20 protein-coding genes are annotated in these 25,354 nt (G+C 70.7%); 19 read left to right on the forward strand and 1 reads right to left on the reverse strand.

Translation table 11 applies throughout. From position 1 onward, the window contains the following. Window positions 1-267 precede the first annotated feature (267 nt). The 5 genes from ileS (at window position 268) to ctaD (ending at window position 8,043) form a co-directional block, all read left to right on the forward strand. Window positions 268-3,594, forward strand: coding sequence for an isoleucine--tRNA ligase (gene ileS, locus FDF13_RS09645; RefSeq protein ID WP_137319457.1), 3,327 nt, complete (start codon window positions 268-270; stop codon window positions 3,592-3,594). Then, the gene (locus tag FDF13_RS09650; protein ID WP_137319458.1) at window positions 3,591-5,105 is read left to right on the forward strand and encodes a folylpolyglutamate synthase/dihydrofolate synthase family protein; all 1,515 of its coding nucleotides are present in this window, start codon (window positions 3,591-3,593) and stop codon (window positions 5,103-5,105) included. Before ileS ends, FDF13_RS09650 begins: the two co-directional genes overlap by 4 nt. After that, complete coding sequence (locus tag FDF13_RS09655) at window positions 5,102-5,473, forward strand: DUF4233 domain-containing protein (RefSeq protein WP_137319459.1); 372 nt, start codon at window positions 5,102-5,104, stop codon at window positions 5,471-5,473. The genes FDF13_RS09650 and FDF13_RS09655 overlap by 4 nt, the downstream gene beginning before the upstream one ends. Window positions 5,474-5,636: 163 nt before the next feature. After that, entirely contained in the window at window positions 5,637-6,056 is a 420-nt protein-coding gene (gene ndk, locus FDF13_RS09660; protein WP_137319460.1) for a nucleoside-diphosphate kinase, read from the forward strand. Between the two features lie 256 nt (window positions 6,057-6,312). After that, complete coding sequence (gene ctaD / locus FDF13_RS09665; RefSeq protein WP_137319461.1) at window positions 6,313-8,043, forward strand: cytochrome c oxidase subunit I; 1,731 nt, start codon at window positions 6,313-6,315, stop codon at window positions 8,041-8,043. Here the strand turns inward: ctaD and FDF13_RS09670 are convergent. Then, window positions 7,989-8,714: a vitamin K epoxide reductase family protein gene (locus FDF13_RS09670; protein WP_254668762.1), complete on the reverse strand. Its 726-nt coding sequence runs from the start codon at window positions 8,712-8,714 to the stop codon at window positions 7,989-7,991. The genes ctaD and FDF13_RS09670 overlap by 55 nt on opposite strands. Before the next feature lie 343 nt (window positions 8,715-9,057). On the opposite strand from FDF13_RS09670, the gene FDF13_RS09675 reads away from it, so the two are divergent. The 14 genes from FDF13_RS09675 to FDF13_RS09735 all read left to right on the forward strand — a co-directional run bounded on the left by FDF13_RS09675 (window position 9,058) and on the right by FDF13_RS09735 (window position 25,347). Next, on the forward strand, window positions 9,058-12,396 hold the full coding sequence (locus FDF13_RS09675) for an Rne/Rng family ribonuclease (protein WP_137319462.1): 3,339 nt from the start codon (window positions 9,058-9,060) through the stop codon (window positions 12,394-12,396). A gap of 235 nt (window positions 12,397-12,631) precedes the next feature. After that, complete coding sequence (locus FDF13_RS09680) at window positions 12,632-14,206, forward strand: sodium:alanine symporter family protein (RefSeq protein WP_137319463.1); 1,575 nt, start codon at window positions 12,632-12,634, stop codon at window positions 14,204-14,206. A 114-nt stretch (window positions 14,207-14,320) separates the two neighbouring features. Further along, window positions 14,321-16,768 carry a 4-alpha-glucanotransferase gene (gene malQ / locus FDF13_RS09685; RefSeq protein ID WP_137319464.1) on the forward strand — a complete coding sequence of 816 codons (2,448 nt, stop codon included), beginning with the start codon at window positions 14,321-14,323 and terminating at the stop codon, window positions 16,766-16,768. After that, window positions 16,758-17,063 (forward strand): chorismate mutase, encoded by a 306-nt coding sequence (locus FDF13_RS09690; RefSeq protein WP_137319465.1) that lies wholly within the window; start codon window positions 16,758-16,760, stop codon window positions 17,061-17,063. The genes malQ and FDF13_RS09690 overlap by 11 nt, the downstream gene beginning before the upstream one ends. Before the next feature lie 218 nt (window positions 17,064-17,281). Continuing rightward, complete coding sequence (gene rplU, locus FDF13_RS09695) at window positions 17,282-17,590, forward strand: 50S ribosomal protein L21 (protein ID WP_137319466.1); 309 nt, start codon at window positions 17,282-17,284, stop codon at window positions 17,588-17,590. A 36-nt stretch (window positions 17,591-17,626) separates the two neighbouring features. After that, window positions 17,627-17,878 (forward strand): 50S ribosomal protein L27, encoded by a 252-nt coding sequence (gene rpmA / locus FDF13_RS09700; RefSeq protein ID WP_137319467.1) that lies wholly within the window; start codon window positions 17,627-17,629, stop codon window positions 17,876-17,878. A 133-nt stretch (window positions 17,879-18,011) separates the two neighbouring features. Further along, window positions 18,012-19,538 (forward strand): GTPase ObgE, encoded by a 1,527-nt coding sequence (gene obgE / locus FDF13_RS09705; protein ID WP_137319468.1) that lies wholly within the window; start codon window positions 18,012-18,014, stop codon window positions 19,536-19,538. Continuing rightward, entirely contained in the window at window positions 19,535-20,695 is a 1,161-nt protein-coding gene (gene proB, locus FDF13_RS09710; protein ID WP_137319469.1) for a glutamate 5-kinase, read from the forward strand. Before obgE ends, proB begins: the two co-directional genes overlap by 4 nt. 12 nt (window positions 20,696-20,707) lie before the next feature. Beyond that, on the forward strand, window positions 20,708-22,009 hold the full coding sequence (locus FDF13_RS09715) for a glutamate-5-semialdehyde dehydrogenase (RefSeq protein ID WP_137319470.1): 1,302 nt from the start codon (window positions 20,708-20,710) through the stop codon (window positions 22,007-22,009). Window positions 22,010-22,119: 110 nt separating this feature from the next. Beyond that, on the forward strand, window positions 22,120-22,278 hold the full coding sequence (locus tag FDF13_RS14830) for a hypothetical protein (protein WP_175406941.1): 159 nt from the start codon (window positions 22,120-22,122) through the stop codon (window positions 22,276-22,278). Between the two features lies 1 nt (window position 22,279). Continuing rightward, the gene (nadD, locus tag FDF13_RS09720) at window positions 22,280-22,885 is read left to right on the forward strand and encodes a nicotinate-nucleotide adenylyltransferase (RefSeq protein ID WP_137319471.1); all 606 of its coding nucleotides are present in this window, start codon (window positions 22,280-22,282) and stop codon (window positions 22,883-22,885) included. Continuing rightward, window positions 22,878-24,260 carry a hypothetical protein gene (locus FDF13_RS09725; RefSeq protein WP_137319472.1) on the forward strand — a complete coding sequence of 461 codons (1,383 nt, stop codon included), beginning with the start codon at window positions 22,878-22,880 and terminating at the stop codon, window positions 24,258-24,260. Before nadD ends, FDF13_RS09725 begins: the two co-directional genes overlap by 8 nt. Before the next feature lie 55 nt (window positions 24,261-24,315). Further along, window positions 24,316-24,723: a ribosome silencing factor gene (rsfS, locus tag FDF13_RS09730; protein ID WP_137319473.1), complete on the forward strand. Its 408-nt coding sequence runs from the start codon at window positions 24,316-24,318 to the stop codon at window positions 24,721-24,723. A 3-nt stretch (window positions 24,724-24,726) separates the two neighbouring features. Continuing rightward, complete coding sequence (locus tag FDF13_RS09735; protein ID WP_137319474.1) at window positions 24,727-25,347, forward strand: histidine phosphatase family protein; 621 nt, start codon at window positions 24,727-24,729, stop codon at window positions 25,345-25,347. Window positions 25,348-25,354 lie beyond the last annotated feature (7 nt).

Raw genomic sequence — 25,354 nt, forward strand, 5'->3', positions numbered from 1 at the left:
ACAGCCGCGCGCGTCCGCCTCGGGCGTGGCGCCGCGGCCCAGTAGAACCGGACGGGTGGGCCCGTCACAGCCTGCAGGAATGAGCGATCCGCTCCCCACCGGAGCCGCGGACCGATCATCTGCCCCGACATCGGTCCGGGCAGGTCGGAGGTCCGGGTTCGACCCGGCGGGTGCGCGGATAAGCGGGGTGGTACCGCGGCAGTGATGTCGTCCTCGCACGGATCGAACCGACACACCATCGAACCGGACGAACCCCGAGGGACGCTCATGACCGAACAGCACGATTCCGCTCCGCTCTACCCGAAGAAGTCGACCTCCGCCTTCGGGCTCACCGCCTCTCCGCGGTTCCCCGCCATCGAAGCCGATGTGCTGCGGTTCTGGGAGGAGGACGGCACCTTCCAGGCCTCGATCGACAACCGGCCCGCCGGTGAGAACGGGGAGAACGAGTTCGTCTTCTACGACGGGCCGCCCTTCGCCAACGGCCTGCCGCACTACGGCCACCTCCTCACCGGCTACGTCAAGGACGTCGTGCCGCGCTACCAGACCATGCGCGGCAAGCGGGTCGAGCGCCGCTTCGGCTGGGACACCCACGGACTGCCCGCCGAGCTCGAGGCGGAGCGCCAGCTCGGCATCACCGACAAGTCCCAGATCTCCGACATGGGCATCGCCGAGTTCAACGCCGCCTGCCGCGCCTCGGTCCTCAAGTACACCGACGAATGGCAGGAGTACGTCACCCGGCAGGGTCGCTGGGTCGACTTCGACAACGACTACAAGACGCTCAACGTCGAGTACATGGAGAGCGTCATCTGGGCGTTCAAGCAGCTGTGGGACAAGGGCCTCGTCTACGAGGGCTACCGCGTGCTGCCGTACTGCTGGCGCGATCAGACCCCGCTGTCCAACCACGAGCTCCGGATGGACGACGACGTCTACAAGATGCGTCAGGACCCCTCGGTGACGATCGGCTACCGGCTCCTCGATCCCGTCGAGCTCGGCACCGGCCGCGCCGAGGTAAACTCCGCCGAGCAGTACGTCCTCATCTGGACGACGACCCCATGGACGGTGCCGAGCAACCAGGCCGTCGCCGCGAACCCCGAGGTCGAGTACGTCGCCGTGCTCCCCGGCGAGGACGCCGCCCCCGAGCTGCAGGGGCATGTCCTCGTCCTCGCCCGCGAGCGCCTCGCCGCCTACGCCAGCGAGCTCGGCGCCGAGCCCGAGGTCGTCGCCACCGTGCCCGGCCCCGAGCTCGCCGGCCGCCGCTACGAGCCGCCCTTCCCGTACTTCGAGGGACGCCAGGAGGAGTTCGGCGAGCGGATGCACACGATCCTCGAGGCCGACTTCGTCACCACCGAGGACGGCACCGGCATCGTCCACCAGTCGCCGGCCTTCGGTGAGGAGGACAAGGTCCTCACCGACACCTACGGCATCCGGGCGGCGCGTCCCGTCGATGACAGCGGCTGCTTCGAGCACCCCGTCGACGATTACGCCGGCCAGCAGGTGTTCGACGCGAGCAAGCCGATCATCGCCGACCTCAAGCATCACACCGGTCCGCTCGCCGGGCGCAGCGCGCTGCTCGTGCGCCACGAGACCTACGAACACTCCTACCCGCACTGCTGGCGCTGCCGCACCCCGCTGATCTACCGTGCGGTGTCGAGTTGGTTCGTCGCGGTGTCGACCTTCAAGGACCGGATGGTCGAGCTCAACGAGCAGATCACCTGGGTGCCGGAGAACGTCAAGCACGGTCAGTTCGGCAAGTGGCTGTCCAACGCCCGCGACTGGTCGATCTCCCGCAACCGCTTCTGGGGTTCGCCGATCCCGGTGTGGGTGTCCGACGACCCCGAGCACCCGCGCACCGACGTCTACGGCTCGCTCGCCGAGCTCGAGGCCGACTTCGGACGGCTGCCGCGCAACGAGGCCGGGGAGCCCGACCTCCACCGGCCGTTCATCGACGAGCTCACCCGGCCCAACCCCGACGACCCGACGGGGAGGTCGACGATGCGCCGCGTCACCGACGTCCTCGACGTGTGGTTCGACTCCGGGTCGATGAGCTACGCCCAGGTGCACTACCCGTTCGAGAACCGCGACTGGTTCGACCACCACTTCCCGGGCGACTTCATCGTCGAGTACATCGGCCAGACCCGCGGCTGGTTCTACACCCTGCACGTGCTCGCCACCGCGGTGTTCGACCGCCCGGCGTTCCTCAACTGCATCTCCCACGGGATCGTGCTCGGCTCCGACGGCCAGAAGATGTCGAAGAGCCTGCGCAACTACCCCGACGTCAACGAGGTCCTCGACCGCGACGGCTCCGACGCCATGCGCTGGTTCCTCATGTCGAGCCCGATCCTGCGCGGCGGCAACCTCGTCGTCACCGAGCAGGGCATCCGCGACGGCGTGCGCCAGGTCATCCTGCCGCTGTGGAACGCCTGGCACTTCTTCGCCACCTACGCGAACTCCGCGGACTCCGACTCGGGTGAGAAGACCGGTTACGCCGCCCGCCCCCGCTACGAGTCGACCCGGGTGCTCGACCGCTACCTGCTGGCGAAGACGCACGACTTCCTCCGCGCCTTCGAGGCCCGGATGGACACCTACGACATCTGGGGCGCCTGCGACATGGTGCGCGAGCACCTCGACATGTTCACCAACTGGTACGTGCGCCGCTCGCGGCGCCGGTTCTGGGACGGCACCCCGGACACGCGCGAGTCCTTCGACGTGTTCTACACGTGCTTCGAAGCGTTCCTCCGTGCCGCCGCCCCGCTCATCCCGTTCACCATCGAGGAGATCTACCGCGGCCTCACCGGCGAGCGCTCCGTCCACCTGCAGGACTACCCGGATGCCTCCCTGTTCACCGCCGACCCCGAGCTCGTGGCCGCGATGGACCGGACCCGGGACGTGTGCTCCACCGGTTCGAGCCTGCGGAAGGCGAACAGCCTGCGCGTGCGGCTGCCGCTGGCCGGGCTCACCGTCGCCACCGACACCGCGCTCGGCGAGGACTTCACCGCGATCATCGCCGACGAGCTCAACGTGCGGCAGGTCACCGTGCTGCCGCTCGAGAAGGCTGCGGCCGCTGGTTTCACCCTCGAGCAGAAGCTCACCGTCAACGCCCGCGCGGCCGGCCCGCGCCTGGGCAAGCAGGTGCAGCAGGCGATCAAGGGCTCGAAGACCGGCGACTGGTCGGTGGTCGACGGGGTCGTGACCGCCGGAGGCATCGAGCTCGTCGACGGCGAGTACACGCTCGAGGAGGTCGCCGACGCCGGGGGCGCCGATGCCGCGCTCGCCGCGATGGACTCCGGCTTCGTCGCCCTCGACACCGCCGTGACCCCCGAGCTCGAGGCGGAGGGTGCGGCGCGCGACACCGTGCGCGCGATCCAGAACGCCCGCAAGCAGCTCGACCTCAACGTCTCCGACCGCATCCGGGTGACGATCTCCGCCCCCGAGCCCGCGCTCGACCACCTCCGCGCCCATACCGAGCTGGTGCAGGGGGAGACGCTCACCGAGCGGCTCGAGCTCACCGCCGCACCGCTGCCGGAGTCCGAGGAGGGCGTGTTCCCGGCCGGTGAGCTCCACCCCGATGCGCGCCTGCAGCTGAGCCGCGCATGACGGATCAGCACCTCCCCGAGGAGCTTCCCGACGGTCTCCCCGGCGGCGAGCTCGCCCCGCTCCTGCCCGACGACCCGGACGCCCCTGCCGTCGAGGCGGTGACGGGGACCTCCGAGGACCGCCCGCTACCCGCCGACGCGCGCGGCACCGCAGACCTCGCCCGCGTCTACGCCGAGCTGCTCGCGCGGGCCGGCGAGACGATGGTCGAACCGCGGCTCGACGCGACGCGCAGGGCCTGCGAGCTGCTCGGCGACGTCCACACCGCGGCGCCGGTCATCACCATCACCGGCACGAACGGCAAGTCCTCGACCGTCCGGATGGTCGATGCGCTGCTCACCGCGCACGGGTTGCGCGTGGGCCGCTTCACCAGCCCCCACCTCCACCGGGTCACCGAGCGCATCGCGGTGGATTCCGCCGAGGTGCCCGAACCGGTGTTCGTGCGCGTGCACGACGAGATCGCGCCGGTGCTCGCCGTCGTCGACGCCGAGCTCGAGGCGGCCGGCCGGGCCCGGCTGACGTACTTCGAGGCCCTCACCGTCCTCGCCCTCGCCGTGTTCGCCGACGCCCCCGTCGACGTCATGGTGCTCGAGGTCGGGATGGGCGGGGAATGGGACTCGACGAACGTCGCCGACGCCCAGGTGTGCGGGTTCACCCCCGTCGGCCTCGACCACACCGCGTTCCTCGGCCCCGATCTCACCGCGATCGCCACGACGAAGGCCGGGATCCTCGACCGCACCGTCGACCCGAGTCCGGCCCCGGACCCGGTTGCCGTGCTGGCCCGGCAGGACCCGGAGGCCGCAGCCGCCTTCACCGCGCAGATCGAGGAGCGCGGAGTGAGCGCGGCCTGGGAGGACAGCGACTTCGCCGTGATCTCCCGGCAGCAGGCCGTCGACGGCCAGCTCGTCACGCTCCGCGGCGCGTTCGGGATCAACCCGGACCTGTTCCTCCCGCTCCACGGAGCGCACCAGGTGCACAATGCCGCGCTCGCGCTCGCCATCTGCGAGCGGTTCCTGTCCGACGGGGAGAAGCCGCTCGATGCGGAGACCGTCGCCCAGGGGTTCTCCCAGGTCGATTCGCCGGGACGCGCGGAGATCCTCCGGAGCGAGCCGACGATCCTCGTCGACGGTGCGCACAACCCGGACGGCGCCCGCGTCCTCGCCGACACCATCGAGGAGGCCTTCGACTTCCGCGAGGTCGTCGCCGTGCTCGCGATGTTCGGCGACAAGGACCTCCACGGCGTGCTCGAGCACGTCCACCGCTTCGCCGACCGGGTGGTCGTCACCGAGGCCCGCTCCGAACGCGCACTGCCGCGCGAGGAGCTCGCCGCGGCGGCGGGCGAATGGTGGGACCCCGATGATGTCATCGGCGCCGAGGACATGAACGCGGCCCTCATGGAGGCGATCGACCTCGCACTCGCCGATGGCGAACCGGGAGTCGGCATCGTCGTCACCGGCTCGCTCACCACCGTCGCCGAGGCGCGCACGCTGCTCGGCCGGAAGGACGCCTCATGACCGGCGCGGCCGCCCAGAAGTCGAAGATCCCGCTGCTGTGCGCGACCGTGCTCGTTTCCGAGGTGCTCGTGATCTACTTCGCCGCGCTCGCCGGCTTCGGGCTGCGGCCCGTGCCCTTCGGCTGGGTGATCGGGGGTGCGACCGCGCTCGCGGCACTGTGCATCCTTGCGGTGGCGACCCTGCCACGGCGTCGCGGACAGCGCAGCGCGGGGATCGCGCTCGGCTGGCTCGCGCAGATCCTCATCCTCGCCGCCGGATTCGTCATGACCTCGCTGTTCTTCGTCGGGGCCGTGTTCGGGGTGATGTGGGCGGTCGCCGTCTACTGGGGGCGGCGGATGGATCGCGAGCTCACCGCCTGGGGCCGCTGAGCGCCGGCGCGGCCCCGGTGCGCCCGACCGGGACCGTCTCGCCCGGTGCACCGGCCCGAGGCCGTCTCGCCCGGTGCGCCGGGCCCTGCATGTCCTAGACTGATCGCGGCGCCGCACACCGGCCGCCGCCTGCGAAACCGAGATCCCTGAAGGAGAACCCCTCGTGACCGAACGCACTCTCGTGCTCGTCAAGCCCGACGGCGTCGAACGCGGACTGATCGGAGCGATCATCGCCCGCATCGAGACCAAGGGCTACACCGTCGAACGCCTCGAGCTCCTCCGGGCCACCCCCGAACAGCTCGCCGCGCACTACGCCGAGCACGAGGGCAAGCCCTTCTACCCGCCGCTCGTCGAGTTCATGTCGGAGGGGCCGCTCGTCGCGCTCGTCGCATCCGGCCACGGGGTCATCCAGGGCTTCCGCTCGCTCGCCGGGACCACCGACCCGACGACTGCGGCCCCGGGCACCATCCGCGGCGACCTCGGCCGCGACTGGGGGCTGAACGTGCAGAAGAACCTCGTCCACGGCTCCGACTCCGAGGAATCCGCCGCGCGCGAGATCGCGATCTGGTTCCCCGAGGGCTGAGACGCCCACCGGCCGGCTCCCACTCATGGGCCGGCCCCGCGCCGGACTGCGCGGTATCCCACGAACTGCGCGGAATTGCGCGGTTTCTGCGGGATACCGCGCAGTTCGCGTCCGAGGCGTCCGATCCGTAGACCGGCCGGTGCCCGGGTGGGAAGCTCGAGGAACCGGAATGGCCCCCGGTCGATCTCCGGGCCGCGCGAAGAGGGCCACCGCCGACCCGTCGCGCACATTCCAGCCGATGGAAGCAGGCGCGGTCATGACGAGCGCAACCGAGATCCCCGACACCGGACGACGCACACCGACACCCGAGCGGCCACCCGTGCGACGGCGCGCACCGTTCGTCGAGTGGATCACCTCGACGGACCACAAGACCATCGGGTACATGTACCTGACCGCCTCCTTCACGTTCTTCTGCATCGGCGGCGTCATGGCGCTGCTCATCCGGCTCGAGCTGTTCGAGCCCGGGATGCAGATCATCGAGACGAAGGAGCAGTACAACCAGCTGTTCACCATGCACGGCACGATCGTGCTGCTGATGTTCGCCACCCCTCTCTTCGCGGGCTTCGCCAATGTCATCATGCCGCTCCAGATCGGCGCGCCGGACGTCGCGTTCCCGCGCCTCAACGCCTTCGCGTTCTGGCTCTTCCTGTTCGGCAGCCTCATCGCGCTCGCCGGCTTCCTCACCCCGCAAGGCGCTGCCTCGTTCGGCTGGACCGCCTACGCCCCGCTCAGCAACACGACCTTCACCCCCGGGCTCGGCGGACACCTGTGGGCGATGGGCCTGGCGTTCCAGGGCTTCGGCACGATCCTCGGCTCGGTGAACTTCATCACCACGATCATCACCATGCGTGCTCCGGGCATGACGATGTTCCGGATGCCGATCTTCACCTGGAACGTGCTCCTCACCGGCATGCTCGTCCTCATGGCCTTCCCGCCGCTCGCGGTGGCGCTGCTGGGCCTGGCGGCGGACCGGATCGCCGGAGCGCACCTCTTCAGCCCCGAGAACGAAGGGCCGGTGATGTGGCAGCACCTGTTCTGGTTCTTCGGCCACCCCGAGGTGTACGTCATCGCACTGCCGTTCTTCGGGATCATCTCCGAGGTCATGCCCGTCTTCAGCCGCAAGCCGATCTTCGGGTACAAGGGCCTCGTCTACGCGACGATCGCGATCGCCGCGCTGTCCGTCACCGTGTGGGCCCACCACATGTACGTCACCGGTGCGGTCCTCCTCCCGTTCTTCGCGTTCATGACGATGCTCATCGCGGTGCCGACGGGTGTGAAGATCTACAACTGGATCGGCACGATGTGGCGCGGCTCGGTGACCTTCGAGACCCCCATGCCGTGGGCGTGCGGCTTCCTCGTCACCTTCGTCTTCGGCGGGCTGACCGGGGTCATCCTCGCCGCGCCGGTGCTCGACTACCAGGTCCACGACTCGTACTTCGTCGTCGCCCACTTCCACTACGTCGTGTTCGGCACCGTGGTGTTCGCGATGTTCTCCGGCTTCTACTTCTGGTGGCCGAAGTGGACGGGGCGGATGCTCAACGAGTCGCTCGGCAAGATCCACTTCTGGCTGCTGTTCATCGGCTTCCACATGACGTTCCTCATCCAGCACTGGATGGGTGCCGATGGCATGCCGCGCCGGTACGCGGATTTCCTGCCGCAGGACGGCTGGACGTGGATGAACCAGATCTCCACCGTAGGTTCGCTGATCCTGGGCCTGTCGATGATCCCGTTCTTCTGGAACGTCTGGGTCACCGCCCGCAGGGCACCGAAGGTCACGGTCGACGACCCGTGGGGCTGCGGGGGATCCCTCGAGTGGGCGACCTCGTGCCCGCCGCCGCGCCACAACTTCACCTCGCTGCCCCGGATCCGCTCCGAGCGCCCTGCGTTCGACGCGAACCACCCGGAGCTGCTCGAGCTCCTGGAGCTCTCCCGTCAGCCGACGAGCGAGCCGAAGAACACCCAGAAGCGGAACACGATGGACGCATAGACGAGGATCAGCCAGAGCACGGCGATGATGAGCGCGGTGCCGGCGATCGCCCGCACGACCCCGTTGTCGCGCAGCCCGGCGCCGAGGTTCCCGGCGATGACGTTGTAACCGGTGACCACGCAGAACAGCGGGATCGTCACGGTCCACACGACGATGCACCACGGGCAGCCGATCCCGATGACGAAGATCGAGGAGTAGTAGAGGTACATCACGAGCACGGTGCCGGCGAGCAGGCCGAGATTCAGGCCGACCATCACCCAGCCGGGGACCCGGGTGCGGGTGATGAGGAGGACACCGAGCAGGAGCGGGAAGATGAACGCCGCGATCCCGAGGAACTGATTGGGGAACCCGAAGATCTGCGACTGCTCGAACGCCATGACGCTGCCGCAGGAGAAGAACGGATTGAAGTCGCACGACAGCGTCGCCGAGGGGTTCTCGAGCAGCCGGACCTTGTCGATCGAGAGTTCGAAGGACGCGAGGAAGCCGATGACCGAGCTCACGACGAGGAAGACCCCGAGCTTGGCCTCGTCCATGAACCAGGGCCCCCGGGAACGCGCCCCGGGGTCGAGGTGTCCTTCGCCGTCGTCGAACCGGGTGCCGTCGGACCCGGAATCGCCGAACTCCGCGTCGTCGTGCTCGTGGCCGGTGGTGGAGGAATGCGATGCGCTCACCCCGCCAGAATGCACCTGCTCGGTGCGCAGGCACAAGCGCGGGCATGCGGCACCCGCCGTCCCGCGGCCCGTTCGCCGGTCTGCCGGGGTGCCTGTGACATAATGTTCATGGCGACCCGCCATTCACACCAAGCGGGTCTCCCGCTTCCACCGAGCCTGGCTCTCCCGCCGGCAGGTAACAAGACGAAGCGGCATGGGCCTGGCCACCGCGCCGACACTATCGCGCGAGCCGCCCCTGTACGCCACAGGTTTTTGGATCCGGGTACGCACCCGGACACCGGTCGAACCGCAGCGCAGGCGAGTCGGTGTGCCGCCCGCCGCTCGGTGCTAGGAGCAGTGCACCATGACGAACACCCCAGAGGACCAGCAGGATCCCACCGCCGGGATCCTCGCGGATCTCGAGAACCTCCGCGCAGAGCACGAATCCCGGACGGACGGATCCGGTCAGGTCGATGAGGACACCCGCGCCCGCCTCGACTCACTGGCCGATGCCGCCGGTTCGCTCCGCGGGCCCGCCGCACCGCCGGCGCGCCGCGACTCCGGGAACCCGGATGAGGCCGAGGCGCCCCGCACCGCCCGGGACGAGTCGGCACCGCGCTCGGCGCGTTCCGCCGTCGCCAACCGCGGACTGATCTTCGAGTCCGCCGTGAGCGGTGCGGACGAGTCCGATGACCATGACGATCCCGCCTCCGTACAGGCCGCCGCCCCCGCGCAGGTGGACCTCCGCAATCCCTTCGCCTTCAACCAGGCGTTCTCCGCGCCCAAGGAGCCGGTGACCTTCGAAGCCGCCCCGATCCCCACCGGCGGAGGACTGCTGTTCCAGCCGCCCCAGCCCGAGCTCGCCGAACAGGTCGACCCGGAGTGGGACGAGGACGACGAGGACGAGTTCGACGACGACTCCGCGGACGACGACACCGACGATCGTGACGACTCCGAGGACTCCGACGACTCCGGGGACGAGGGCGACAGCGACGACGACCGCGGCCGCCGCGACGGCCGCCGCTCGCGCTCCCGCGGATCCGGCCGCCGCTCCCGCCGGCGTTCGGACGGCTCGGGGAACGGGGATTCCGGCGACGGCGATTCCGCTGACGACTCCCGGGACGATGCCCGCGACACCGACGACTCCGACGACGACTCGGACGACTCCGACTCCCAGCCGCGCCGCCGCCGGCGCGGCGGTCGCGGCCGGCGGTCGCGCAACCGCGACCAGCAGGACGACTCCGACGCGTCGAACGGGCAGGACTCCGATGACGACTCGGAGGACACCGAGGACTCCGGCAGCGGTGGCTCGAACCGGTCCCGCCGCCGCTCCGGACGCGGTTCGGGCCGCGGTTCGCAGCAGGACCAGGATCGCAGGGGCGGCCAGGACGATTCCGGCCGCGGCGATGACTCCGCCGACGACGACACCGAGGACGGCTCGAACGGCCGCCGTCGCCGCCGCACCCGCAGCCGCAGGCCCGCGGGCGGAGGGTCCGACGACAGCCAGGTCACCGGTCTCAAGGGCTCGACCCGGCTCGAGGCCAAGCGCCAGCGCCGGCGCGAGGGACGCGAGGCCGGTCGCCGTCGGCCCGTCATCACCGAGGCGGAGTTCCTCGCCCGCCGCGAATCCGTCGAGCGCACCATGCTCGTGCGCGAGACCGAGGGCCGCACACAGCTCGTCGTGCTCGAGGACGGCATCGCCGTCGAGCACTACCTCAGCGAGGCGAAGGCCCACGCCTCGATCATCGGCAACGTCTACCTCGGCAAGGTGCAGAACGTGCTCCCGAGCATGGAGGCCGCGTTCGTCGACATCGGCAAGGGCCGCAACGCGGTCCTCTACGCCGGGGAGGTCAACTGGGACGTCCTCGGGATGGAGGGCAAGCCGCGCCGCATCGAGGTCGCGCTCAACCCCGGGGATCCCGTGCTCGTCCAGGTCACCAAGGACCCGATCGGCCACAAGGGCGCCCGGCTCACCAGCCAGGTCTCGCTGCCCGGTCGCTTCCTCGTCTACGTGCCCGGCAATTCGATGACCGGGATCTCGCGCAAGCTGCCCGATACCGAGCGCCAACGGCTCAAGAAGGTGCTCAAGGAGCTCGTGCCCGGCTCGTCCGGCGTCATCGTCCGCACCGCCGCCGAGGGCGCCTCGGAGTCGGAGCTCGGGCGCGACGTCGAACGGCTGTCGAAGCGCTGGGAGTCGATCGAGAAGAAGTCGAAGTCGACCAAGGTGCAGGCCCCGCAGCTGCTCTACAGCGAGCCCGACATGACCGTCCGGATCATCCGCGACGTGTTCAACGAGGACTTCTCCGCCCTCGTCGTCGACGGCGACAAGGTGTGGGAGACCATCCGCGAGTACGTCGAGGCCGTCGCGCCCGACCTCCTCGACCGGGTGAGCCGGTACGAGGCGGACGGCGACATCTTCGAGCACTACCGGGTGGCCGAGCAGATCGAGAAGGCGCTCGATCGCAAGGTCAACCTGCCCTCGGGCGGCTCCCTCGTCATCGACCGCACCGAGGCGATGACGGTCATCGACGTCAACACGGGCAAGTTCACCGGTTCCGGGGGCAACCTCGAGGAGACGGTGACGAAGAACAACCTCGAGGCGGCCGAAGAGGTCATCCGCCAGCTGCGGCTGCGCGACATCGGCGGCATCATCGTCGTCGACTTCATCGACATGGTCCTCGAGTCGAACCGCGACCTCGTGGTCCGGCGCCTCATCGAGTGCTTGGGCCGGGACCGCACCAAGCACCAGGTCGCCGAGGTGACCTCGCTAGGACTCGTGCAGATGACCCGCAAGCGGATCGGAACCGGTCTGGCCGAGTCGCTCGCCCAGGCGGGCGAGGACTTCACCGGGCGCGGCCTGCTGCTCCCGGGCACCGAGCCGGAGCAATCCGGGCGCGGCCAGTCGCAGGGCCGCTCCTCGCGCCGCCGGAAGGGGCAGGACTCCGCCAAGGACTCCCGCCAGGACCAGCGCCGGAACGACTCCGAGCCGATCGACGAGGAGAAGCAGGACGCCTCGCGCTCGGCGGTCGCCGCGATCGCCAAGGCCACCCTCAAGAAGGACGAGGACGCGGCGGAGGCCTCGGCCGCGGACGCCGAGGAGGTGCCCGGGGACGGGACCGCGGCCGGGACACCCGCAGCGGACGAGTCCGGCGAGGGATCCCGCACGGGCGGGTCGGGTGATCCCGATCCCGGCTCGGACGGCTCCGAGGAGAAGACCGCGGGTCGCCGCTCGAGCCGCCGCGGCCGTGGCCGGGGGAGCAGGCGGGGCGGCGCACAGAGCGACGACTCCCGGAGCGAGGACACCCGGAGCGAGGACGCACCCGCGACCGCGGTGCAGTCCGAGCCCGCACGGTCCGACTCCGGCACCGAGGACTCCCAGCCTGCCGACTCCGGGGCAACCGGCACCGTGCCCGGAACTGCGCCTGCCGAGGACGCCGAGCCGGCGGAGCCGAAGCGCGCCGCCCGGAAGCCGCGTGCCAAGCGCACACCGACGAAGCCCACCGGCCCGGCGCCGCTGATGATCGGCGCGGACAGCGCGACCCGTGTCCAGCAGGCGCCGCAGGTGCAGGAGAAGCCGGAGCCGGCACCGCAGGCATCGGAGTCGAAGCCGGTCGAGAAGCCGGCGGACACCAAGCCGGCGGAGACGAAGCCTGCGGAGACGAAGGCGGCGCTGCCGGTGCTCATGATCGGCATGGACGGCTGAGCGCGCGACGCGGCTGAGATCAGCCGGATTCGGAGCGCACAGGACGTGCCAGCGGCGGCCGGGGACCTTGGGTCCCCGGCCGCCGTTGTCGTCCGTCCGACCTGGGCCGAGGCTGGGCCGAAAGGAGTGTGGTGCGCGTCACCTGCTGTGACCGAGGTAACAGTTGAGTAACCAAACCGGGCGCCACCCTGTCCTGGCTTGATTCAGGTCACATTCTCGTGGAGTTTAGTGAACCATGAGTAGAACATCGATACAGGCTGACATCCTTGCGGCCGAACTGTCCCCGATCGAGCAGCGGGTCGACTCGGTCCTGTCCCCGTTCGTCACCGCGTTCTCGAACATCATCTTCTTCCCGATCACCATCGGCGGCGTGAGCTTCCCGATCGTCGTCGCCTGGCTCATCATCGGTGCCCTGGTGTTCACGATCTACACGGGATTCATCCAGTTCCGCGGCTTCGGCGTCGCGCTCGAGGTGGTGCGCGGCAAGTACTCCTCGAAGGACGACCCGGGTGAGGTCACCCACTTCCAGGCCCTGTCCTCGGCGCTGTCCGGCACCGTCGGCCTCGGCAACATCGCCGGCGTCGGCGCCGCGATCGCCATGGGCGGCCCCGGCGCGACCTTCTGGATGATCGTCGCCGGTCTGCTCGGCATGGCGACGAAGTTCGTCGAGTGCACACTCGGCGTCAAGTACCGCACCATCGACTCCGACGGCGTCGTCCACGGCGGTCCCTTCAAGTACCTGCCCGTCGCCTTCCGCAAGTTCTCCACCCCGGTCGCCACCGTGCTCACCGGCGTGTTCGCCATCGCCATCCTCCTCTTCGGCGTCGCCGGCGGCGGCATGTTCCAGGCCAACCAGACCTTCGCGCAGCTGAAGAACGTCACCGGCGGCAGCGAGGGGGTGCTCGGCGGCCAGTGGGCCGGCCTCATCGTCGGCATCATCATCGCCGTCCTCGTCGGCCTCGTCATCATCGGCGGCATCAAGTCGATCGGTCGGGTCACCGACAAGCTCGTCCCGGGCATGGGCATCCTTTACGTCGTGTCCTGCCTCATCGTGCTCATCGGCAACTTCGGTCACATCCCCGCGGCCTTCGGCGAGATCGTCTCCGGCGCCTTCAGCCCGCAGGGCATCGCCGGCGGCTTCCTCGGCGTCATGATCGTCGGCTTCCAGCGTGCGGCCTTCTCCAACGAGGCCGGCATCGGCTCGGCTCCGATCGCCCACTCGGCGGTGAAGACCCGTCGTCCGGTCTCCGAGGGCTTCGTCGCCCTGCTCGAGCCCTTCATCGACACCGTCGTCGTGTGTACCATGACCGCGCTGACGATCATCATCGCCGACCAGGCCTCCTACTCGCAGGCGCAGCAGGACTACGCCGCGGAGGGTGTGTCGCCCGACGGCGTCACGCTGGTCTCCGACGCGTTCACCACGATCGCCGGCTGGTGGCCCATCCTGCTCGCGATCGCCGTCACCCTGTTCGCCTTCTCCACCCTCATCACCTGGGCGTACTACGGCGAGAAGGCCTGGCACTACCTGTTCGGCCGCCGCAAGGCCACGGACATCGTGTTCCGCCTCATCCTCATGGCGTTCATCATCATCGGCTGTGTCGCGACCTTCGGCCAGGTCATCAACTTCGCCGATGCCGCGCTGTTCATGTGCGCCTTCATCAACATCCTCGGCCTGTACATGCTCATGCCGGTCGTCAAGCGCGAGATGAAGAAGTACCTCGCGGACCGCAGGGCGGGCACCCTGCACGAGCTCGGTGCCGAGGACGAGCAGGAGCTCGTCGAGATCCGCCAGGAGCAGGGCAACCTGTGATCCCACGGAAGCTCTTCCGCGACTGAGCTGCACCTGCGGAGGCCGGAACCCCTGGGGTTCCGGCCTCCGTCGTGCGCGCACCGGATCGCCCCGCCGTCCGACTAAGCTGGGAGCATGGCAGAGCAGTCCTCCTCATCCGCAGCGCCCCATTTCGTCACCGACATGACCGGGCCCCTCCACCGGCTCGCACAGGCGCTCGGCGTCCAGCCCGAGTACCGCTCCGCCGAGGGCGAGACCGTGCAGATCCCCGACCGCACGCTCGCTGCCGTGCTCACCGCGCTCGGTGCGCGCTGCGAGACGCGTGCGCAGGTCGAGGACGGGCTCCGTGCCCTCGACGACGCGCGATTCGCGCGGCCCCTGCCGGCGTTCGCCCACCAGTTCGCCGGAAACTCCGCGCGGATCCCGTTCACCCTGCCGGAGGGGGAGCGCTTCGGCCTGTCGCTCATGACCGAGTCCGGCACCCGCGTCCCGCTCACCGAGGTCGGGCCGGTGACGGAGACGCGCACCGTGATGACCGAGGGCGCGCCGGTGCTGCGACAGGTGCGCACGGTGGCGATCCCCGCCGACCTGCCGCTCGGCGAGCACACGATCACCCTGACGAGCGGTCACCGCGCGGACACCATGCCGTTCATCGTCGCTCCGCGCACCGTCCCCACCGTCGAGGACGTCACCGCCGCCGCGATGGCGGCATCCGACAGCCACCGTCGCCCCTGGGGGATCACCGTGCAGCTCTACTCGCTGCGCTCGCGCATCTCGTGGGGGACCGGCGATTTCGGCGACCTCCGCGACCTCATGGCGATCAGTGCCGAACAGGGCGCGGACTTCGTGCTCATCAACCCCATCCATGCGCAGGCGCCGGTGCCGCCGGTGGAGAACTCCCCGTACCTCCCGTCGAGCCGCCAGGCGATCGACCCGATCTACATCCGGATCGAGGACGTCCCCGAGGCCGCCTACATCGACACCGACCAGCGGCTGGCCATCCAGTCGCTCGCCCGGCGCTGGGGGAAGCCGGCGATCACCGCCGATCCGATCGACCGCGACCGGATCATCGCGGACAAGATCGCCGCCCTCGAGCTCCTCTACAAGGTCCCCGTGGGCGCCGCCCGGCGGGCGAAGTTCCGCCGTTTCGTCGAGCGCGCACCGCAGGGGATGCGCGACTGGGCGGTCTTCAACGCGATCTACCGCCACGCGAGCAGCGGCGGGGCCAAGGCGAAGCGCGCCGCGAAGTCCCTGCAGAAGGACAGCGCACGCTCCGGTAAGGACACGGTGCGCATCCTCGCCACAGGCGTCGCCTGGCCGCAGGAGATGACCGGTCCGCGCGCCGAGGCGGTGCGCGAGTTCGAGGCCGAGCACGCCGGGGACATCGAGTTCTGGATGTGGACGCAGTTCATCGCCGCCGAGCAGCTGCGCCGGGCCCAGCGCACCGCGCGCGAGCTCGGGATGCGGATCGGTCTCGTCACCGACCTCGCCGTCGGCGTGTCCGCGGGCGGGGCCGACTCCTGGACCCTCGACACGTTCCTCGCCACCGATGCCACCGTCGGTGCGCCCGCCGACTTCTACAACCAGCAGGGCCAGGACTGGTCGCAGCCGCCGTGGCACCCTCGGCGTCTCGCCGACGCCGGCTACGCCCCGCTGCGCGACCTGTTCCGCACCGCCTTCACCGGTGCCGGCGGCATCCGCATCGACCACATCATGGGCCTGTTCCGACTGTGGTGGGTGCCGCGCGGCAACGCTCCCAAGGACGGCGCCTACGTCTCCTACGACTCCGAGGCGATCCTCGCCGTGCTTGCGCTCGAGGCGCACCGGGCCGGCGTGCTCGTCATCGGCGAGGACCTCGGCACCGTCGGCCCCGGGGTGCGCGAGCGGCTCACGGAGCTGGGGGTGCTCGGCACCTCGGTGCTGTGGTTCGAGCAGACCGAGTCGGGACTCACCGACCCCCGGGACTACCGCTCGCTCAGCCTGGCGACCCTCAACACCCACGACATGCATCCGACCGCCGGGTACCTCAACCTCGCCGACATCGAGCTGTCCGAGGAGCTCGGGCTGCTCGATGCCGACCCCCGCGAGGTCTACACCGGGGAGCGCAGCAACCGGCAGGACGCCCTCAAGACCATCGCGGAGGCCGGCGACCTCGAGCCGACCGACACCATGGTGGGCACGATCGACGACGTGTGGCCGGTGACGGTGGGCCTCCACGCCTACCTCGCCCGCACCTCGGCCCAGCTCGTCGGGATCGCGCTCGCCGATGTCGTGGGGGAGACGCGGGCGCAGAACAAACCGGGCACCTCCGAGGAGTACCCCAACTGGACGCTGCCGCTCACCGACGGCACCGGCGCGCCGGTGGTGCTCGACGACCTCGACGGCGGGGACCGGCTGCCGGTCATCGCCCGGATCATGAACGCCTCCGCCCACGAGGTCGCCGCGGACCGGCCGGTGGCCCCCGCTACCATGGACGAGGAGCGGCCTGTCGGACCCGAGCCCGCAGCCGTCGCGGAGTCCGGGACGCGGCCGTCGGACGCCGCCACCACCGCACCCGACACCGAGGACGACGATGAGCGCTGAGATCCCCGCCGAGCTCGCCCGCCTGCGCGGCAGCATCGACAACGTCGACGCCGCCCTCCTCCACATCCTCGCCGAGCGCTTCAAGCTCACCGAGCGGGTGGGCGAGCTCAAGGCGCGCCACGACCTGCCCGCCGCCGACCCGGCCCGGGAGTCACGGCAGGTCGAGCGGCTGCGGCGGCTCGCCGCGGAGGCCAACCTCGACCCCGAGTTCGCGGAGAAGTTCCTCGCGTTCATCGTCGCCGAGGTGATCCGCCATCACGAGCGGATCGCCGAAGAGCACCGCGACGGGCGCTGAGACCGCCGCCGCGCCCGCTGTGCGATTTGTCCCCGGGGTCGGAACGACGGTACGATGGTGCGTCGGTGCACAAGCGCCACGGTGGGTTCTTCCTTCCAATGGGCAGCGCGGATCATGGGCAGGCGCCCGGGTCCCGTTCGGCCAAGGGAGAGCTGCCGTCACAGCAGACGTGAGCAGCCCGGAGCTGTCCGCGCAGAACACATGAGAAGAGGTTCGACATGGTCTACGCCATCGTCCGTGCCGGCGGCCATCAGGAGAAGGTCAGCGTCGGCGACATCATCACCGTCAACCGTATGAAGGCGGCCGCAGGCGACACCGTCGAGCTCGCCGCTGTTCTGCACGTGGACGGCGACACCGTCACCCATGACGCGGACAAGCTCGCCCAGGTGAAGGTCTCCGCCGAGGTCGTCGACGAGCTCCGCGGTCCGAAGATCGTGATCCAGAAGTACAAGAACAAGACCGGGTACAAGAAGCGGCAGGGCCATCGTCAGGACCTCACCCGCCTCAAGATCACCGACATCAAGTAAGACCGACACCGACTTTTCTTTCGCAGGAGAATAACCATGGCAACTAAAAAGGGAGCGAGCTCGACTCGCAACGGTCGTGACTCCAACGCCAAGCGCCTCGGAGTGAAGCGCTTCGGCGGCCAGGTCGTCAGCGCCGGTGAGATCCTCGTCCGGCAGCGCGGCACCCGTTTCCACCCCGGTCAGAACGTCGGCCGCGGCGGCGACGACACCCTCTTCGCCCTCGCGGCGGGCACCGTGGAGTTCGGTGCCAAGAGCGGCCGCAAGGTCGTCAACATCATCGCCGGCTGAGACGCCGAGCGACCGGCAGCACCGGTCGGCTCGCGGGCACGCGCCCGCTGAGCACGTTCCGCACGTGGATGGGGTGAGCCCGCTGGGCTCGCCCCATTCCCGTACCCGCACCCTCCGAACGCAAAGGACGGCCATGGCCACGGAGTTCATCGATCGCGTCACCCTGCACGTCTCCGCAGGCGACGGCGGCAACGGCTGCGCCTCGATCCGCCGCGAGAAGTTCAAGCCGCTCGGCGGCCCGGACGGCGCGAACGGGGGCGACGGCGGCGACGTGGTGCTCCTCGTCGACGACCAGACGACCACCCTGCTGCCCTACCACCGCAGCCCGCACCGCTCCGCCCCCAACGGCGGGATCGGCAAGGGCGATCTGCGCCACGGCGCCGACGGCGAGACCCTGGTGCTCCCGGTGCCGGTGGGCACCGTGGTCAAGAGCACCGCCGGCGACGTCATCGCCGACCTCGTCGAGCCCGGCACGGAGTTCGTCGCCGCCGCCGGTGGGCGCGGGGGGCTCGGCAACGCCGCCCTCGCCTCGACCAAGCGCAAGGCCCCGGGATTCGCCCTCCTCGGCGAGCCCGGCGAGACCCGCGACCTCGTGCTCGAGCTCAAGTCCGTCGCGGACATCGCGCTCATCGGCTTCCCGTCGGCCGGGAAGTCGAGCCTCATCGCCGCGCTGTCCGCCGCCCGACCCAAGATCGCGGAGTACCCGTTCACCACGGTCGTCCCCAACCTCGGCGTCGTCGAGGCCGGGGACGTCCGCTTCACCGTCGCCGACGTCCCGGGACTCATCCCGGGCGCATCCGAGGGCCGCGGCCTGGGACTCGAGTTCCTCCGCCACGTCGAGCGCTGCGCCGCACTCGTCCACGTCATCGACATGGCGACGTGGGAGCCCGGCCGCGACCCGGTGTCCGACCTCGCGACGATCGAGGCCGAGCTCGCGCAGTACGCCGTCGACATCGCCCATGACGGCGGCGACCTGCTCCCGCTCACCGAGCGCCCCACCCTCGTCGCGCTCAACAAGATCGACATCCCCGACGGGCAGGACCTCGCCGATATCGTCCGCGCCGACCTCGAGGCCGCCGGCTACCGCGTGTTCGACGTGTCCGCGGTGTCCCACCGCGGCCTGCGCGAGCTGTCCTTCGCGATGGCCGAGCTCGTCGCCGCCGAGCGCGCCCGCCGCGAGGCCGAGCCCGCCGTGCCCGAACGGACTGTCATCCGGCCCCGGGCCGTCGACGATGCCGGTTTCCGCGTGACGGTCGAGGAGACCGCCGACGGGCCGGTGTTCCGGATCCTCGGCGACAAGCCCGAGCGCTGGGTCGTGCAGACCGACTTCGCCAACGACGAGGCGGTCGGTTACCTCGGCGACCGGCTCGAGCGGCTCGGCGTCGAGGAGGAGCTGTTCAAGGCCGGTGCCGTGCCGGGCTCCACCGTGGTCATCGGGCCCGGGGCCGGTGTCGTCTTCGACTGGGACCCGACGATGGTCGGCGGGGCGGAGCTGCTCGGCCAGCGCGGGACCGACCTGCGCCTCGAGGAGACCGGGCGCGCCTCCCGCAAGGAGCGCAAGGCCGCCTTCCACGAGCGGATGGATGCCAAGGCCGAGGCGCGCGCCGAGCTCGAGGCCGAGCGCCTCGCGGAGAAGCGCGCCCGGGAGTCCGGCGCATGACGGAGCAGGTGCGGGCCGGCACCGACCTCGCCGGCACGCGCCGCGCGGTGTCCACCGCCAAGCGGGTCGTCGTCAAGATCGGCTCCTCCTCGCTCACCTCCGTGGCCGGCGGGCTCGACCACGCCCACCTGCGCGCGCTCACCGCAGCGCTCGCCGCCCACCGCGCCGCCGGGCACGAGGTCATCCTCGTGTCCTCCGGCGCGATCGCCGCCGGGCTCGAGCCGATGGGGATCGGCCGGCGCCCCAAGGACCTCGCCACCCAGCAGGCCGCGGCCGGGGTGGGGCAGAGCCTCCTCATGGCCGCCTACACGCACGCGCTCGCCGCCCACGGCGTGGTGCCCGGCCAGGTGCTCCTCACCGCCGACGACCTCATCCGCCGCTCCCACTACCGCAACGCGCAGCGCGCCGTGGACCGGCTGCTGGCGCTGGGCATCATGCCGATCGTCAACGAGAACGACACCGTCGCCACGCGGGAGATCCGGTTCGGCGACAACGACCGGCTCGCCGCGCTCGTCGCCCACCTCGCCCACGCCGACGCGCTCGTCCTGCTGTCCGACGTCGACGCCCTCCACACCGCGCCGCCCGGCACCCCCGGGGCCGCCCACGTGCCGTTCGTCGCCGGACCCGAGGACCTCGCCGCTGTCGGGATCGGCGGGGTCGGCGAGGCCGGGGTCGGCACCGGCGGCATGCTCACCAAGGTCCAGGCCGCGACGATGGCCGCCGACTCCGGCATCCCCACCGTGCTGACCTCGGCCCCGCAGGTCGGTGCGGCGCTCGCCGGGGCGGACCTCGGCACGTACTTCGGGGTCACCCACCGGCGGCGCCAGACCCGCCTGCTGTGGCTCGCCCACCTCGCGGAGACCCACGGCTCCGTCCACGTCGACGCCGGGGCGGCGCGCGCGCTGCTGCGGCGCGGCACCTCGCTGCTGGCCGCCGGAGTGACCGCGGTGAGCGGCGAGTTCGAGGCAGGGGACCCTGTCGACGTGCGCGACCCGGCCGGGGACCTCATCGCGCGCGGGATGGTGAATTTCGCCTCCCACGAGCTGCCGGGCATGTTCGGGATGTCGATCGACGCACTTGGCGACAGGTTCGGCGGCGACTACCGTAAAGAGGTCATCCATCGCAACGACCTCGTCCTCACGGATGCGGTGTTCTAGGAAAGCAACACTATGACCGACATCCCCACGCCCACCCCCGACATCGACCAGAAGACCGTGCGCGGAGTCACCCGCACGGTGCGCGCGGCCAAGGCCGCCTCCTTCGCGCTCGCCGCCGCCTCCACGACGGAGAAGGACGCCGCGCTCGAGGCGATCGCCCGCATCCTCGAGGACAACACCGAGGACATCCGGGCCGCGAACGCCGAGGACATCGAGACCGCCCGGAAGAAGGACACCCCGGAGGCGATGATCGACCGGCTCACCCTCACCGACGAGCGGATCGCGGAAGTCGCCGCCGCGGTGCGCGAGGTCGTGGCGCTGCCGGACCCGGTGGGCGACGTCGTGCTCGGCCGGACCCTGCCCAACGGCATCCTGCTGCGGCAGGAGCGCGTGCCGATGGGCGTCGTCGGCGCGATCTACGAGGCCCGCCCCAACGTCACCGTCGACATCGCGGTGCTCGCACTCAAGAGCGGCAACGCGGTGGTGCTGCGCGGCGGCTCCGCGGCGCGCTCCTCGAACACCCTGCTCATCGAGCTGCTGCGCCGCGCGGTCGCCTCGACCGGGCTGCCCGCCGACGCCGTGCAGGGGATCGACGAGTACGGCCGCGACGGCGCCAAGGTACTCATGCAGGCGCGCGACCACGTCGACCTGCTCATCCCGCGCGGGGGAGCGGAGCTCATCTCCGCAGTCGTGCGCGAATCGATCGTCCCGGTCATCGAGACCGGGGTGGGCAACGTCCACATGTTCCTCGACGCGAGCGCGCCGGTCGGGATGGCCTGCGACCTCGTCATCAACTCGAAGACGCAGCGCCCGAGCGTGTGCAACGCGCTCGAGACCCTGCTCGTCCACGAGAAGGCCGCCAAGCGGGTGCTGCCCCGCTTGCTCGCCCGGCTCGACGAGGCCGGGGTCGTCGTCCACGCCGACGCCGACGTCGCGCAGTTCGCGCCCGAGGGCATGAGGACCAAGCGGGTGACGCGCCGCGACTGGGCCAAGGAGTACCTCCAGCTCGAGCTCGCGGTGAAGATCGTCGCGGGGCTCGACGAGGCGATCGAGCACATCCGCGCCTACTCCTCGGGGCACACCGAGGTCATCGTCACCAACGAGCTCGACAAGGCGGAGCGGTTCGTCGCGGCGATCGATTCCGCGGCGGTCGGGATCAACGTGTCGACCCGCTTCACCGACGGCGGCGAGTTCGGACTCGGGGCGGAGGTGGGGATCTCCACCCAGAAGCTCCATGCGCGCGGCCCCATGGGGCTCGCCCAGCTCACCACCACCAAATGGATCATGCGCGGCAGCGGGCAGGTCCGCGGCTGACACGATCCCCGTCCCACGGCACGTTGCGTGGGGCACCTGCGTACAATGCATGAGAAACTGTTGAGGACCATCACCCCGACCGCGCGCGGTCGTGAGACAAGGAGCACTCCGTGACGACGTCCATCCTGCTGGCCCAGGCCGAAGAGGCCCATCACACCGTGGTGGATCTGCCCATGCACCCGATCTTCTTCGGGCTCATCGCCTTCGCGGTGCTCATGCTGCTGATGTTCATCACCATGTCGTGGAAGGGCATCTCGCACCGCCACTGATATGAGTCTCTCCTCACGCCGGGTCGGTGTCATGGGCGGCACCTTCGACCCGATCCACCACGGACACCTGGTCGCCGCCAGCGAGGTGGCGGCCAAGTTCGCGCTCGACGAGGTCGTCTTCGTGCCCACCGGACGCCCGTACCAGAAGAGCATGCGGGAGGTGACGCCGCCTGAGCACCGCTACCTCATGACCGTCATCGCGACGGCGTCGAACCCCCGCTTCACGGTGTCGCGCGTCGACGTCGACCGGCCGGGGGACACGTACACCATCGACACCCTCCGGGATCTGCGGGCGGAGTACGGGGAGACCGCCGAGCTGTTCTTCATCACCGGAGCCGATGCCCTGGCGCAGATCATGACGTGGAAGGACCTCGACGAGCTGTTCTCGATGGCCCATTTCGTCGGCGTCACCCGACCTGGCCACGAGCTCGTCGTCGACGGACTGCCGACGGAGGGCCTGAGCCTGCTGCAGATCCCGGCTCTGGCGATCTCGTCGACGGACTGCCGGGGGCGGGTGGAGGACGATCTGCCGGTCTGGTACCTCGTGCCGGACGGCGTTGTACAGTACATCGCAAAACACGAGTTGTACAGGAGTGAGCATGGCTGAGCAGTTCATGACGCGCAGAGAACGCCGGGAGGCGGAACGGCGCGCGGCTGCTGCCGGTGCCGTACAGACGGAGTCCTCTCCCCAGCAGGGAGATCCCGCTCGGACCGAGGCCCCGACCCAGCAGCCATCGACCCAGCAGGCGCCTCCGGCCGCCCGCGCGGAGTCTGCGTCTTCGGCGCCGACCCCGCAGTCGGAGATCCCGGCCTTCGAAGACACACCGTTCGAGCCCGACCGGCACGAACGCGGACCGCTGGCGTCGGACCACCCCCAGCGAGAGGCCGCTCCGCGCGACGCAGCGAGTTCCGTCAACCTCCGGAACCTCCCGGGAGGCACGGGTCGGCCCGGCGTCGGCGCCGATGACATCCCGCACTTCGCCACTCGTGCCGAGCGGAAGCGCTACCTGCGCGAGCACGGGCTCGAGCCGCCCCCGGTCGACGCGGAGGACGGCCCCTCGAGCGGCGAGCAGGATGCCGAGCCCGCTCGGGAGGACGGTGAGCCGCGCAACGGCCCCGGTGCTGCTCCGGAGCACTCGTCCGCTGCGTCCGCACCCGCCGCACCCCCTGCGGCGCCGTCGCCGGCGCCTCCGCCCGCTTCTGCGGAAGAACCGGTCCCCGTACGCCCGGACGCTCCGGCCCGGGACACCGCGGGCCATGATCTCACCGCCCGTCGCCAGGCCGCGGCACGCCCGCAGATCAGCACCGCTACGGCGTCTGCCGCAGACCCGGCCGGACTCGACTTCGGCGGGCCGGACGACTCCGCGGCGAACGGCGCGGCGGCCTCCCGCGCCCGTCGCACCCCGGTGGTGCATCCGCCCACATCGCAGAGCATCCGGGTGGTGACCGGCGCGACCTCGCTCGCCCGCACCCAGGCCGCGATGGACGCCGCCCGCCGCGCCGAGCTCGAGGAGCAGTCCGGGTCCGCCGGGTCCGACTCCGGTCGAGACACCGCCGGGCCCGCTGCCCGGACCGCACCGAACGGGTCCGCGAAGACGGGCGGAACGCAGACCGGAGCCGGAGCACGGCCCGCGACGTCGACGGACGAGGAGCCGATCGTCTCCCGGCCCGCCGCCGAGCACACCTCGGACGACGAGCAGGTGCGTCGGGCCGCGGCGCACCCGCCCACCCAGCCGATCTCCTCGGTCGACGCCGACGAGGACGGCGAGTCCGACGGACCGGTGTGGGATCTGCCCAACGCGGAGGTGGGCGAGGAGATCGAGAACCCTCCCGCGTCGCCGCTGAGCGCACGCAACGTCACCGGCCAGGACGGCGACATCCTCATCGGGGAGCGTCCTTCGAAGGTGCCCTACGTCCTGCTCGGGGTGTCTGCGGCGATCGCGCTCGTCCTCGTCGTCATCGCGCTCCTGCTGATCTTCTGATTCCCGACCCGCTCGCTCCCGCCCACTGCACCCCGATGCCCCCGAAAGGACATGCGTGACGGCCACTCCCGCAGCCACCGCACTCGCCCGCACCGCCGCCGCAGCCGCCGCCGACAAGCTCGGGACCGACATCGTTGGCCTCGACGTCAGCGCCCAGCTCGCGCTCACCGACGTCTTCGTCATCGCCTCCGCGACCAACGAGCGCCAGGTTAAGGCCATCGTCGACGGCGTGGAGGAGGCGCTCCTCAAGGAGCACGACGTCAAGCGCGTGCGGCGTGAGAACGGCGACGGGAACTGGGTGCTCATCGACTTCGACGACATCGTCGTCCACGTGTTCACCGAGGAGGACCGACAGTTCTACGCCCTCGAGCGGCTGTGGAGCGACTGCCCGGTCGTCGACCTCGACCTGCCTGCCGTCGCCGGTGCTGACGCCGCGGAGACCCGCGGCACCGCGGAGGCCTGAGCCGTGGTCGCCTCGCTCATCCTGCTGCGCCACGGGCAGACGGACTACAACGCCGAAGGACGATTCCAGGGTCAAGCGGACATCCCGCTCAACGAGCTCGGCCGCTCCCAGGCCCGCGCGGCCGCCGAGGCGCTCGCCGGCTCCGGCATCGACCGGATCGTGTCCTCCGACCTCGCCCGTGCCTACGAGACCGCCCAGGCCCTGGCGGCCCGGACCGGCGCCGGGCTCGAGGCGGACCCGCTGCTCCGCGAGATCTCCGTCGGGGAATGGCAGGGTCGCACCCGGTCGGAGATCGCGGAGATCTGGCCCGACCAGCTCGCCGCCTGGCAGTCCGGCGTGGACATGCGCCCCCCGGGCGGGGAGAGCCGCAGGGAGTCCTCGGCCCGCGTCGTCGCAGCGATCCGCGAGATCGTCGCCGGCGCCGGAGCGGAGGAGACGCTCGCCGTCGTCGCCCACGGCGCTGTGCTCCGCGGGGCCGCTGAGGAGCTCCTCGGCCTGGGCCGCGAGGGCGCCGGGTACCTCGGCGTCATGGCGAACTGCGGCTACGGCGTGCTCACCCCGCGCCGCGACACCTGGGTGCTGCGCTCCTGGGGCGCGAGCTCCGACCCCGCCGCCATCGCCTGATCCGGCG

This window comes from Brevibacterium sp. CS2 (assembly GCF_005280295.1).
Classification (GTDB): Bacteria; Actinomycetota; Actinomycetes; order Actinomycetales; family Brevibacteriaceae; genus Brevibacterium; species Brevibacterium pityocampae.